Below are 13,111 nucleotides of genomic sequence, written 5' to 3' on the forward strand. Positions count from 1 at the left end.
CCTGGACCGGGCGACCGCCACGTTCCTGAACGAGGACAAGTCCCCGACCCGCCGGGTCGGCGGGATCGACAACCGCGGCAGCCACTTCTACCTGTCGCTGTACTGGGCGCAGGAGCTGGCCAAGCAGACCGACGACGCCGACCTGGCCAAGGCGTTCGCGCCGCTGGCGGAGACGCTGGCCGCGAACGAGCAGACCATCGTCGACGAGCTGCTCGCGGTCCAGGGCAGCCCGGCCGACCTCGGCGGCTACTACCAGCCCGACCCCGCGAAGGCGGCCGCGATCATGCGCCCGTCGAAGACCTGGAACGAGGCGCTCGCTTCGCTCTGACCGTCTGTTGAAGGGCGCCCGGGTCCTCCCCGGGCGCCCTTTGCTTTTCAGGAGGTGAACGGCACCCGCGTCCAGCTCAGTACGGCGGGGTCGCGCGGGTCGATCGTCACCCGCAGGTAGTCGTTGTCGCCGGTCGAGCCGTCGACGGTGATCCGCGACAGGTTCCCGGCCGGGGCCGTCACGCCGTAGAACTTGAGCCACGACGAGCCCGCCGCCAGCGGCTTGTCGCTGTTGTAGACGTGGCTGTCGCCGTTGAACAGGTAGACCGGCCCGCGGAAGTTCGCCGACTCCCGGGCGATCTCCTGCACGATCGGCTGGAACGCGTAGTAGTCCGCGAACGACGGGTTCGTCACCGTCGGGTCGAACATGTCGGCCTGGGTCAGCAGCACGACGGCCTTGTCGCGATCGGCTCGCGCCTGCGCGAACGTGTCGTGGATGCTCTGCATGACGGCCGACGTACGGTTCAGCACCTCGGCGGCCTGCTCCGGGGTCGGCGCGGTCTTCCCGGTCCACGGCGCCATACTGTTGTTGCTGCCAACGATGTGCAGGGCCGCGAACGCGACGTCGCCGCGGGTGAACCGGACGTCCTCCGGGATCCCCTGCGCGACCTGGCTCTCGACCTTCGCCGGGTGCTGCCCGAGCGTCCGGCCGGGCTGCGGGAAGAACAGCTGCCGGATCTTCGCCAGCCGCTCCAGCGGGTTGTAGGCGCCGTTGTTCACGCGGTGGCAGTCGGTCCACTCGTTGTCGCCGACGGTATAGACCAGCGGGTCCGTGAACCGGTCGAACTGGGCCTTCACCTGGGCGAAGTACTCGTCGCTGCAGACCGACGAGCCGTCCTTGATGTCACCGAGGTGCGTGACCAGCTTGACCGGCTTGTCCGCGTTGATCTGGTCGACCACCTTCGGGAACCGGGCGATCTGCGCCGGGCCGTAGGGGATGTCGCCGATCACGGCGAACGTGTACGGATCGGGTCCCCGGTCCGCGGCGGCGTTCGGAACACCTACCGCGAGCCCGAGCAGGGCCAGACACGCGGTGATCACGGGCGCACGACGTACTCTCACAAATCCTCCAAGTCCGAGCGGGTACGGGCCAACTTTTCGGCCCGGCGGTGAACGCCCGGGCACCCCTGGATGAACATTGGCGAGGAGGAAATACGTGGCAGCATGCCGTGGGGGCTTCCTACACTGACCGTCATGACAGCTACCCGATCCGTGCTTGCCGCGCAGGCGACGGACTTCCCCCGTTGGTTCCAGGATGTGATCGCCAAGGCCGAGCTCGCAGACAACGGCCCGGTCCGGGGGACGATGGTGGTACGACCGTACGGGTACGCGATCTGGGAACTGTTGCAGGAGGCAATGAATCGGCGGATCAAGGCGACCGGCGCGGTGAACGCGTACTTCCCGCTGCTGATCCCGGAGAGCTACCTGCGGCGCGAGGCCGAGCACGTCGAGGGCTTCAGCCCCGAGCTCGCCGTGGTGACGCACGCCGGCGGGAAGCAGCTCGAGGAGCCCGCGGTGATCCGGCCGACGTCGGAGACCATGATCGGCGCGTACATGTCCAAGTGGATCCAGAGCTACCGGGATCTCCCGCTGCTGCTGAACCAGTGGTCGAACGCCGTCCGCTGGGAGCTCCGCCCGCGGCTGTTCCTGCGGACCACCGAATTCCTTTGGCAGGAAGGCCATACGGCGCACGCGTCCGCCGAGGACGCCCGCGCGTACGCGACCAGGATCCTGTACGACGTGTACCGCGCGGTGATGGTCGACGTACTGGCGATCCCGGTCGTGCCGGGCCGGAAGACCCGGCGCGAGCGGTTCGCCGGCGCGGTGAACACGATGACGCTCGAGGCGATGACCGGCGACGGCAAGGCGCTGCAGATGGGTACGTCGCACGAGTTCGGGCAGAACTTCGCGCGCGCGTTCGACATCGGCTATCTGTCGCGCGAAGGGCAGCGCGAGCTGGCGTGGACGACGTCCTGGGGCAGCACCACCCGGCTGGTCGGCGGGCTGATCATGGTGCACGGCGACGACGCCGGTCTCCGGGTCCCGCCCGCGGTCGCGCCGGTGCAGGTCGTCGTACTCGCGGTCAAGGACGAGGCGGTCGCCGCCGCGCACACGATCGCCGGCGAACTGACCGCGCAGGGCCTCCGGGTCACGGTCGACGACCGCGCCGACCAGCCGTTCGGGCGGCGCGCCGTGAACTGGGAGCTGAAGGGTGTGCCGGTCCGGGTCGAGATCGGCCCGCGGGACCTGGCCGCCGGCGTCGCCACCGTCGTACGCCGGTTGCGCTCCACCAAGTCTGCCGTCGCCCTGACCGAGCTGACTCCGACCGTGGTAGCAGCCATCGAGGCCGACCAGGCCCACCTGCTGGCCGAGGCGACCGAGCGGCAGGCGTCGCGGATCGCCGACGTCGCCACGGTCGACGAGGCGATCGAGGCGGCGGCATCCGGTTGGGCTCGGCTGCCGTACGACGCGATCGGCGAGGAGGGCGAGGACCGCCTCGGCGAGTCCGGCATCACGGTCCGCTGCCTGCAACGCGCCGACGGCTCGCTGCCGGTGTCGGACAACGAGCCGGACCTGGTGGCGTACGTGGCCCGCTCGTACTAACGGGCCAGGTACCGGCGGACGTCCTCGGCCACCTGGGCGCGATGCCGCAGACCGTACTTGCGGAGGATCGCGCTCAGGTGGGTCTTCACGGTGTTCAGGCTGACGCCCAGTTCGGCGGCGAGCTGATCGTTGTCGAGACCGTCCGCGAGCAGCAGCGCGACGCCTTTCTGCGCCTTGGTCAGGCTGGCGAAACGGCGTTCGGGTGCCTCGTCGGTGTCCATCAGCATTTCGATCATCTCGGACTGAATATGCTTGGTGACGTCAACGATCCGCTCCAGATGCGCCTGGAGCGCGGCGCCCACCTCCGGCTCGCCCAGCGCCTCGGCGGCGATCTCGCGGATCGACGCGACCCGGTGCGTCAGGTACTCCATCACGTGGTCGGAGGTCAGCGTGTTCGAGCTGTCGTCGCCCGCCGGCAGCCGGCGCAACGCGTCCCGGTCCTCGCCCTCGCGGGTCAGCACCCGTTCGACCACGTCGCACAACCACTCGAACGCCCGTACTGCGTTGTCGTCGTACGACCGCGGCGTGTAGCTCTGCATCGACAGCATGCCGAGCAGCTGGTCCGGCCCGTCCTTGGCCGGCCGGAAGATCGGTACCGTGACCACGTCCGCCGGGCGGCGCCGCGGATCCCCGACCGGTACGCCGGCCCGCATCGCGAAGCCGTCGTCGTCGGCGAACCGGTACGTCCGCCGGTGCTCGATCAGCCACGCGGTCTGCCCGTTCGGGCCGAAGTTGTGCGTGGCCGGGTCGACGTACTGCCCGTCCACGTAGCCGTACGGGTACCGCACCCGGCGGGTGCCCTGCAGCAGGCCGACGAAGAACGCGTCGACGTGCGCCACCTTCCCGGCCACCACCCGGACATAGTCGTACAGGCCGTAGTGGTCGGACCGGAACAAGGTTTCGATCTTGTGGTACGCCTCACGCAGGATGATCGCGGTCTCCGCATCAACCCGCAGTGGGGCGTGCTTGCCCGCGTCCACGGAGTCGGCTCCCTGTCAACCGTTGCGACTATCTCGCAGTACCCCGCAGGTCACCATGCATGCGTTGCACGCGGGGCGCGGGTGGTGTCGCCACCACCCGCGTCCACGAGCAGGACACCGTAGCTGTGCGCCCCCGCGTCGACCGGATCCACTGCCCCCAAGGCGGATCATCGACCCCCCGACGGCTGGTCGGTGCCCTTCCTCCCCCTGATGCCACCACGGTGCCACCGATCGCCGTACGTGACCATCGCCCGGCGTATGAACTTGGTGGCCGCCGGTCTCACCCTCGGTATGAGGGCCTCAGACGCCCTCTCACAGCCAGCTGGTCTCGAGCGGCTTCCCCTCGGCGTACCCGGCCGCGGTCTGCAGGCCGACCACGGCCCGCTCGTGGAACTCGGTGAGGTTGGCCGCACCAACATACGTGCACGAGCTGCGGATTCCCGAGACGATCGAGTCCAGCAAATCCTCGACGCTCGGCCGCTCCGCGTCCAGGTACATCCGGGCGGTCGAGATGCCCTCCTCGAAGATGCTCTTCCGGGCCCGCTGGAACGGCGAGTCCTCGGCGGTCCGGGACTTCACCGCACGCGCGGACGCCATCCCGAAGCTCTCCTTGTAGATCCGGCCCTGGCTGTCCCGGTGCGGGTCGCCGGGCGACTCGTACGTACCGGCGAACCAGGACCCGATCATCACACTGGACGCGCCGGCCGCGAGCGCCAGCGCCACGTCCCGCGGATGCCGTACGCCGCCGTCCGCCCAGACGTGCTTGCCGAGCTCCCGGGCCCGGGTCGCGCATTCCAGTACGGCGGAGAACTGCGGGCGGCCGACCGCGGTCTGCATCCGCGTGGTGCACATCGCGCCCGGCCCGACACCGACCTTGACGATGTCCGCGCCGGCGTTCACCAGGTCGGTGACGCCCTCGGCGGTGACCACGTTCCCGGCCACGATCGGTACCTCCGGGCCGAGCGCGCGAACCCGCTCGACGACCTCGAGCATCCGCTCCTGGTGGCCGTGCGCGGTGTCGAGCACGAGGACGTCGATCCCCACGTCCAGCAGGGCTTTCGCCTTCTGCTCGGCGTCGCCGTTCATCCCGATCGCGGCGGCGACGCGGAGCTTGCCTCCTGCGTCCAGCGCGGGGTCGTACAGCGTTGCGCGAAGCGCGCGCTGGCGGGTGAGGATGCCGACGATCTGACCGTTGCCGTCGACAACAGGTGCGAGCCGGTGCCGGCCGTCGTGCAGCTTGTTGAACGCGGTCTCGGGGTCGATGCCGGCAGGCACCGTCAGCAGTTCGCGGGACATGATCGCGTCCAGCTGTGCGAACCGGTCCACGCCGGCGCAGTCCGCGTCCGTCACCACACCGACCGGACGGCCGTCGTCGACCACGATCACGGCGCCGTGGTTCCGCTTCGGCAGCAGATTGAGGGCTTCGCCAACGGTCCCGGTCGGCGGCAGCACCAGGGCGGTGTCGTGCACCGGGTCGCGTTGCTTGATCCAGGCAACGACCTCGGCGACCACGTCCACCGGGATGTCCTGCGGGATCACCGCCAGCCCGCCGCAGCGCGCGATCGTCTCCGCCATCCGGCGCCCGGACACCGCGGTCATGTTCGCCGCCACGATCGGGATCGACGTACCACTCCCGTCGGAGGTCGACAGATCCACATCCAGCCGCGACGCCACGCCGGACCGGTTCGGCACCAGGAACACGTCACTGAACGTCAGGTCACCAACCGGCTCCCGATCATGATGAAACCGCATGACAGACCCCTTCCGCCCGAGTGCAAACCTAGCCAGCCTGCCAGACGACCTGTCCCGGAACAAGGGAACCGGCTCCCCTCGGGGAGGGGAGCCGGTTCGGGTGGGTCAGCGGTGCAGGTCGAAGCGGTCGAGCTCCATCACCTTGTGCCAGGCGGCGACGAACTCGGTGACGAACTTCTGCTTCGCGTCGTCGGCCGCGTAGACCTCGGCGAGGGCGCGGAGCTCGGAGTTCGAGCCGAAGACCAGGTCGGCGCGGGTACCGGTCCACTTTACCGTGCCGTTGACGGTGCCCTCGAACGTCTCCTGGCTGTCGTCCGCGGCGTGCCACTCGGTGCCGAGGTCGAGCAGGTTGACGAAGAAGTCGTTCGTCAGCGTGCCGGGGTTGTCGGTCAGTACGCCGTGCTTCGAGCCGTCGTAGTTCGTACCGAGGACCCGCAGGCCACCGACGAGGACCGTCAGCTCCGGAGCGCTCAGCGTGAGCAGGTTCGCGCGGTCGAGCAGCAGGTACTCGGCCGGCAGCTTGCTGCCCTTGCCGTAGTAGTTCCGGAAACCGTCCGCGACCGGCTCGAGCGCGGCGAACGAGTCGGCGTCCGTCTGCTCCGCGGTCGCGTCCGTACGACCAGGAGTGAACGGTACGACGACGTCGACACCGGCGTTCTTCGCCGCGATCTCCACGCCGACGCCGCCGGCCAGCACGATCAGGTCCGCCAGCGAGACCGGCTTCCCGAACGACTGCTGGATGCCCTCGAGAGTCCGCAGTACCTGGGCGAGCTCGTCGGGGTTGTTGACCTCCCACCCGCTCTGCGGCTGCAGGCGGATGCGGGCACCGTTGGCGCCACCGCGCTTGTCACTGCCGCGGAACGTCGACGCCGACGCCCACGCGGTCGAGACCAGCTGCGACACGCTCAGCCCGGACGCGGCGATCGCGGCCTTCAGCGCGGTCACGTCCGCGTCGGTCACCAGCTCGTGGTCGACGGCCGGCACCGGGTCCTGCCAGATCAGCACCTCGCTCGGGACCTCGGGGCCGAGGTACCGCTCGATCGGGCCCATGTCGCGGTGCGTCAGCTTGTACCAAGCCCGCGCGAACGCGTCCGCGAACTCCTCCGGGTTGTCCTTGAACCGCCGTGAGATCGGCTCGTAGATCGGGTCGAAGCGCAGCGACAGGTCGGTGGTCAGCATCGTCGGCAGCTTGTTCGGGCCGCCGTGCGCGTCCGGGACGATCGCCTGGGCGTCCTTCGCCACCCACTGGTTGGCGCCGGCCGGGCTCTTCGACAGCTCCCACTCGTAGCCGAACAGGATGTCGAAGAAGTCGGTCGACCACTGCGTCGGCTTCGTGGTCCAGGTGACCTCGAGGCCGCTGGTGATCGCGTCCTTGCCCTTGCCGGTGTTGTACGTGCTCTTCCAGCCCAGGCCCATCTGCTCGATCGGGGCGCCCTCGGGCTCCGCGCCGACGTTCTCCGCCGGGCCGGCGCCGTGGGTCTTGCCGAACGTGTGGCCGCCGGCGATCAGCGCGACGGTCTCCTCGTCGTTCATCGCCATCCGGCCGAACGTCTCCCGGATGTCGACGGCCGCCGCGATCGGGTCCGGGTTGCCGTTCGGGCCTTCCGGGTTCACGTAGATCAGGCCCATCTGGACCGCACCGAGCGGGCGCTGCAGGTCGCGGTCACCGGAGTACCGCTCGTCGCCGAGCCAGGTGGTCTCCGGACCCCAGTACACGTCGGTCTCCGGCTCCCACACGTCCTCGCGGCCGCCGGCGTACCCGAAGGTCTTGAAGCCCATCGTCTCCAGCGCGACGTTGCCGGTGAGGATCAGCAAGTCGGCCCAGGAGATCTTCTGGCCGTACTTCTTCTTCACCGGCCAGAGCAGCCGGCGGGCCTTGTCCAGGTTGCCGTTGTCCGGCCAGCTGTTCAGCGGCGCGAACCGCTGCTGACCGGCACCCGCGCCACCGCGGCCGTCGTGGATCCGGTACGTGCCGGCGCTGTGCCAGGCCATCCGGATCATCAGCGGGCCGTAGTTGCCGAAGTCGGCCGGCCACCAGTCCTGCGAGGTGGTCAGTACCTCGGCGATGTCGGCCTTGACCGCGGCCAGGTCCAGCGTCTTGAACTCCGCGGCGTAGTCGAACTCCGCGCCGAGCGGGTTCGCGACCGCCGGGTTCTTGGCCAGGATCTTCAGGTTCAGCTGGTTCGGCCACCATTCGCGGTTGGCGTTCCCGCTGGTCGGGTGCACGCCCTGACCGTGGTTCACCGGGCAGCCACCGGTCTCGGCGCCGCGGCTCTCGGTCGAGGCCTCGCCGGGCAGGGGCTCATGGTTCTCGGACATCGGATTCCTTCCAGGACTGGACGTTTTCGGGAGTTCAGGTATGTCGTGCGCAGTCCGCGCACCGGCCCCAATAGATGACCTCGGCCTCGTCGATGACGAACCCGTGGTCCTCGGACGCGGTCAGGCAGGGCGCGTGCCCGACCGCACAGTCGACGTCGGCGATCGCACCGCACGACCGGCAGACGACGTGGTGATGGTTGTCGCCGACCCGCGACTCGTAGCGCGCCACCGAGCCCAACGGCTGGATCCGCCGTACCAGACCCGCCGCCGTCAAGGTCTGCAGCGAGTCGTACACGGCCTGGTGCGAGGTCTGGGGCAGTTCGTTGCGCACGGCACCGATAATCGAGTCCGTGTCCGCATGCGGGTTCCCGTACACCGCGGCCAGCACCGCGAGTCGCGGCCGTGTCACCCGCAGCGAGACCCCACGCAACAACCCCTGGAGCTCATCCACCGTCGGCACGTTCCGCAGTCTTCCGCGTTTTCTGGAATGAGTCAAGATTAGGTGCGGCGTTAACCGCCTTCCGGCTCGCGGGCCTCGGGGATCAGTGGCTGGAAGAGCTCGACCGGATTGCCCGACGGGTCGTCGACCAGGATCTGCTTCCCGCCCACGCCGGTCACCACGTCGTTGCGGAACACGGCTCCGGCCACGCGCAGCCGGTCGACGTCGGCCTCGAGGTCCTCGACCTGGAGGGAGATCCGGTTCCAGCCGCCCGGCGCGGGCAACGTCCCGTCGGGCATCGCCTGCCCGCCGCCCGGACCGCCCGCGGGGACGCTCAGCGTCAGCCGCAGGTCGTTCCGGGCGACCATGGCGAACGTCGGCGCCGGGTGCATCACCTCATGGAAACCCAGCAGATCGCAGTAGAAGGCGATCGCGGCGTCGACGTCGTGAACTATGTAGCGAACGGTGGCCATCGCACACCTCCGTCCACAGTCTGCGCCTCAGCGCTGGATGTTCTCCAGGTCGGCCAGCAGGCTCGGGTGCTCGGGGTGCCAGCCGAGGGTCTTCCGCGTGTACGCGCTGGACGACGGCTGGTCGGCGGCGAAGATCGGGCCGAGCGGGCCGAACGTCTCCTCCGGTACGGACTTGACCGGCAGGTCGAGACGCCGACCGATGACGGCCGCGATGTCCCGTACGGCGTCACCCTCGTCGTCCACCGCGTGCCACGCCGTACCCGCCGGGGCGTTCTCCAGCACCAGCCGGAACAGCACCGCCGCATCGAGTGCATGCACAGCCGGCCACCGCTGCGTACCGTCGCCCGGATACCCGGAGACGCCGGCCTGGCGAGCGATCTGCGTCAACAGCCCCGCGAACCCGCCGTCGCCTTGATTGTGGACGGTCCGCGGCATCCGTACGGCGGCACTCCGCACCCCGCGCGACGCCAGCCCCAGCGCCGCCATCACGGAACGCCCGCGTCCACCGACCGGCCCGTCCAGCGGCAACGGGTCCTCCTCGGTGGACGGCCGCCCCGGCACCCACGGCGTACCCGAAACCGTCACCAGCGGCCGCCCGCTGTCCACCAGCTCCTCCCCGAGAGCCTGCAGCGCGGCGCCCTCCTCCGCAACGCCGGCGGCCAGCGCGTCCGGACTGCTGAAGTCGTTGCTAAAGGCAAGATGAATCACCCCGTCGGACCCGGCAGCACTCGCACGGAGTACGTCGAGGTCGGCAAGGCCACCCCGCACGGTCGTCGCCCCCGCCTCCCGAAGCGCCGCGTCCGACGCGTCGGACCGCGCCAATCCGACCACTTCATGCCCGTTGCCGAGCAACTCACGAACAACAGCGGACCCGATCAGCCCGGTACCGCCGGTGACGAAGACCTTCATGGAAACACTCCTCGTGACGAGACCTTTGTCCCATCACGATAGCACCGACGGGACAAAGGTCCCATCACCTACACTGGACGCATGGCGAGATGGGAACCCGGAGCGCGCGAACGACTCGTGCTGGCCGCCGTGGACCTGTTCGCCGAGCACGGCTACGACGCCACCACCGTCGCCCAGATCGCCGACCGGGCCGGGGTCACGAAGAGCACCTTCTTCCGGTACTTCCCGGACAAGCGGGAGCTCCTAGTGGCCGGGCAGGAAACGCTCGGCCGCCTCCTGGTCGAAGGGATCACCGAAGCACCCGAGGACGCCGCCCCACTCGCCGCGATCGCGGCCGGGCTCGAGCGCGCCGCGAGCGCGATGGGACCGATGAACCGGGAGCTCGGCCCCCGGCTGAAGGCGGCCGTCTCCGCGAGCGCCGAACTGCAGGAGCGCGACGCCCTGAAGAGCGTCGGGCTCGCGACCGCGATGACGGACGCCCTGCTGGCGCGCGGCGTACCGGACCCGCTCGCACACCTCGCCGCCGAGCTGGGCGTCCTCGCCTTCAAACGAGGCTATGCCGCCTGGATGGACCTCGAACACGACGAGGCCGGCCTCGCGCCACACGCCCTGGCCGCCCTCGAGGAACTACGCGCCGCCAGCGCCTCCCTCGGCTGACGAGACGCGGGGCGGAACCTTGACACATCTTCGCTGAGCGGAAACTGAGTGTGACGGGATCACTGCACCGGGTGGTTTGATGAGCTGCCGGTGGGCAATCATGTAGCGCGTGCCGAACTCCGCGCGTACCCCCATTCCCGGCAGTTCCCGTCCTACGTTCGCCGACGCCGAGGCAGTCGGCCCGGTCTCCCCGGACACGTCGATCACGGTCACGCTCGTACTGCGGCGTCGTACCGAACTCGACGAGAGTCTCGTGACCGGACCCGAGACCGTGACCACGGAAGAGTTCGCCCGGCGGTACGGCGCCGCCGACGAGGACCTCGCCCGGGTGCGGGAGGTACTCACGGCAGCGGGTCTGAGCATCACCGAGACACACGTCGGTGCCCGGCGGGTCACCGTACGCGGGCCCGTGTCCGCGCTGACGGAGGTCTTCGGTACCGAGCTCTCCGTCGTCCGCACCCGGGACAGCGCGGGATCCACCGCGGATCACCGGGTCCGGTCCGGCCCGTTGTCCGTACCCGCCGCACTCGACGGGATCGTCACCGCCGTACTCGGTCTCGACGACCGTCCGCAGGCGCGCGCCCAGTTCCGGCTGCACGCGGCTCCGGCGGCTGCGCAGTCGTTCACGCCGGACCAGCTCGGCGCCTTCTACAACTTCCCGGCCGGGACCGACGGGACCGGCCGGACGATCGCGATCATCGAGCTCGGCGGTGGATTCGCGCCGGCCGACATCAGCACGTACTTCGCGGGCCTCAAGATTCCGGCTCCGACCGTGACCGCCGTCGAGGTGGACGGCGCGAAGAACGCACCGACCGGCGACCCGAACTCCGCCGACGGCGAGGTGATGCTCGACATCGAGGTCGCCGGGGCGCTCGCTCCCGGGGCCCAGCAACTGGTGTACTTCGCGCCCAACACCGATCAGGGTTTCCTGGACGCGGTGACCACCGCCGTACACGCCACCCCGACGCCGACCGCGGTCAGCATCAGCTGGGGCCAGTCCGAGGACCAGTGGACGGCGCAGGCCCGAACGGCGATGGACCAGGCGTTCGCCGACGCCGCGGCGCTCGGTGTGACGGTATGCGCGGCGAGTGGCGACAACGGCAGTACGGACGGCCAGTCCGACGGCGCGCAGCACGCGGACTTCCCGGCCTCGAGCCCGCACGCGCTCGCGTGCGGCGGCACCCACCTCGAAGGCACGCCGCCCACCATCGCCTCCGAGACGGTCTGGAACAGCTCGGGTGGCGGGGCCACCGGCGGCGGCGTCAGCGACACGTTCGCCGTACCGGCGTTCCAGTCCACGGCCGGCGTACCCACGCGCGCCGGCGGCGGCACCGGGCGGGGTGTGCCCGACGTAGCGGGCAACGCGGACCCGGCAACCGGCTACCAGGTACTGGTCGACGGCCAACGCATCGTCGTCGGCGGTACCAGCGCCGTCGCCCCGCTGTGGGCGGCGCTCCTGGCCCGCCTGGCCCAGGGCACCGGGCGCAACCTCGGCCTGGTGCACACCCAGCTGTACCAAGGCGTCCGCGCGGGCGCCGTACAGCCGGGCTTCCACGACATCACCAGCGGAAACAACGGAGCGTACGCGGCGGCGCCGGGCTGGGACGCGTGCACCGGCCTCGGCACTCCGGACGGCGCAGCGCTCCTGCAGGCACTGCAGAACCCGACGACCTGACCCGAAAGGCGTCCCCATGGCCAACCCCACGATCGACCACGTCATCGTGATGGTCCAGGAGAACCACACCACCGACAACTACTTCAGCTCGATGGCGGCGTACGGCGCGAACGTCGCGACCGGTTGGCCGGCCAGCGCCAACCCACCCGCGTCCGACCAGCCGCACGACCGCAAGGCGTACTACAAGTGGCTGACGAAGAAGAGCACCGGGGACCACGTCCAGTTCGACACGGTCAAGGATCTGCCGTTCTACGCGTGGCTCGCCGCGAGCGGCGCGTTCATCGAGAACCACTGCTCCGGGTACGGCACGAACTCGACCCCGAACCACCTGCTCATCGTCGGCGGTCAGACGCCGACCCTGCGCAACCCGTCGCGCAGTAAGCCGAGCCCGGTCTGGGACATGCCGTCGCTGCCAGGACATGCCGCCGACCATGGCCTCACCTGGAAGGCGTACACCGGGAGCAGCGGCTACCCGGTCGAGTTCTACAAGCAGCTCAAGGGTTCTGCGAACATCGTCCGCTCGGCCGACATCATCACCGACGCGCAAGCAGGCAAGCTCCCCGCCCTCGCGATGGTGTGGCACGACTCGCCGCTCGACGAGCACCCACCCGCGAACGTGACCCAAGGCATGGACGCGGTCTGGCAAGTGGTCGACGCTGTCACTGCTGCCGGCGCCTGGGACTCGACGGTCTTCCTACTCACGTGGGACGACTGGGGCGGCTACGACGACCACGTCCAAACCCCGAACGTCGAGATCACCCCCGACGGCATCCAACTGGCCTACGGCCCACGCGTCCCCCTCCTCATGTTCGGCGGCCGCGTAAAACCCGGCATCGACCACCGCTGGTCCTGGCACCCCTCCATCCCCAAAACCGCCCTGGACCTCCTGGCCCTCCCTGCCCTTGGCGTCCCCCGAGTAGACACCGACAAAGGCCTGGCCGACCTGGTCGACCTCTCCCCCAACGCCACCCTGAAC

The 13,111-nt window shown here is 69.7% G+C and carries 12 protein-coding genes; 5 read left to right on the forward strand and 7 right to left on the reverse strand.

The window, feature by feature from the left end; all coding sequences use genetic code 11:
• Positions 1 to 328: NADP-dependent isocitrate dehydrogenase (locus VFF46_RS36825; protein ID WP_325041895.1), on the forward strand; the 328-nt coding region annotated here is incomplete at its 5' end.
• A 47-nt stretch (positions 329 to 375) separates the two neighbouring features.
• Here the strand turns inward: VFF46_RS36825 and VFF46_RS36830 are convergent.
• Positions 376 to 1,389, reverse strand: a complete 1,014-nt coding sequence (locus tag VFF46_RS36830) for a metallophosphoesterase (protein ID WP_325041896.1) — start codon at positions 1,387 to 1,389, stop codon at positions 376 to 378.
• A 132-nt stretch (positions 1,390 to 1,521) separates the two neighbouring features.
• On the opposite strand from VFF46_RS36830, the gene proS reads away from it, so the two are divergent.
• Entirely contained in the window at positions 1,522 to 2,931 is a 1,410-nt protein-coding gene (gene proS, locus VFF46_RS36835) for a proline--tRNA ligase (protein WP_325041897.1), read from the forward strand.
• On the opposite strand, the gene VFF46_RS36840 is transcribed toward proS, so the two are convergent.
• The 6 genes from VFF46_RS36840 to VFF46_RS36865 all read right to left on the reverse strand — a co-directional run bounded on the left by VFF46_RS36840 (position 2,928) and on the right by VFF46_RS36865 (position 9,803).
• The gene (locus VFF46_RS36840; protein ID WP_325041898.1) at positions 2,928 to 3,911 is read right to left on the reverse strand and encodes a helix-turn-helix transcriptional regulator; all 984 of its coding nucleotides are present in this window, start codon (positions 3,909 to 3,911) and stop codon (positions 2,928 to 2,930) included. The two genes, proS and VFF46_RS36840, sit on opposite strands and share 4 nt — an antisense overlap.
• Before the next feature lie 312 nt (positions 3,912 to 4,223).
• Positions 4,224 to 5,663 (reverse strand): GuaB1 family IMP dehydrogenase-related protein, encoded by a 1,440-nt coding sequence (locus VFF46_RS36845; RefSeq protein WP_325041899.1) that lies wholly within the window; start codon positions 5,661 to 5,663, stop codon positions 4,224 to 4,226.
• A gap of 105 nt (positions 5,664 to 5,768) precedes the next feature.
• Positions 5,769 to 7,982 carry a catalase/peroxidase HPI gene (gene katG / locus VFF46_RS36850; protein ID WP_325041900.1) on the reverse strand — a complete coding sequence of 738 codons (2,214 nt, stop codon included), beginning with the start codon at positions 7,980 to 7,982 and terminating at the stop codon, positions 5,769 to 5,771.
• A 34-nt stretch (positions 7,983 to 8,016) separates the two neighbouring features.
• Positions 8,017 to 8,433, reverse strand: a complete 417-nt coding sequence (locus VFF46_RS36855) for a Fur family transcriptional regulator (RefSeq protein WP_414673134.1) — start codon at positions 8,431 to 8,433, stop codon at positions 8,017 to 8,019.
• 59 nt (positions 8,434 to 8,492) lie between these two features.
• Positions 8,493 to 8,894 (reverse strand): VOC family protein, encoded by a 402-nt coding sequence (locus VFF46_RS36860; RefSeq protein ID WP_325041902.1) that lies wholly within the window; start codon positions 8,892 to 8,894, stop codon positions 8,493 to 8,495.
• 27 nt (positions 8,895 to 8,921) lie between these two features.
• Entirely contained in the window at positions 8,922 to 9,803 is an 882-nt protein-coding gene (locus VFF46_RS36865; RefSeq protein ID WP_325041903.1) for an SDR family oxidoreductase, read from the reverse strand.
• 81 nt (positions 9,804 to 9,884) lie between these two features.
• Here VFF46_RS36865 and VFF46_RS36870 point away from each other — a divergent pair, with 81 nt between their 5' ends.
• The 3 genes from VFF46_RS36870 to VFF46_RS36880 form a co-directional block, all read left to right on the forward strand.
• Complete coding sequence (locus VFF46_RS36870) at positions 9,885 to 10,460, forward strand: helix-turn-helix domain-containing protein (RefSeq protein WP_325041904.1); 576 nt, start codon at positions 9,885 to 9,887, stop codon at positions 10,458 to 10,460.
• 109 nt (positions 10,461 to 10,569) lie between these two features.
• Positions 10,570 to 12,135: a S53 family peptidase gene (locus VFF46_RS36875; protein ID WP_325041905.1), complete on the forward strand. Its 1,566-nt coding sequence runs from the start codon at positions 10,570 to 10,572 to the stop codon at positions 12,133 to 12,135.
• A 16-nt stretch (positions 12,136 to 12,151) separates the two neighbouring features.
• Positions 12,152 to 13,111, forward strand: a 960-nt coding sequence (locus tag VFF46_RS36880) for an alkaline phosphatase family protein (RefSeq protein WP_325041906.1), incomplete at its 3' end; no start/stop codon positions are given.

Source organism: Kribbella sp., from assembly GCF_035655035.1.
In the GTDB taxonomy this organism is placed as follows: Bacteria; Actinomycetota; Actinomycetes; order Propionibacteriales; family Kribbellaceae; genus Kribbella.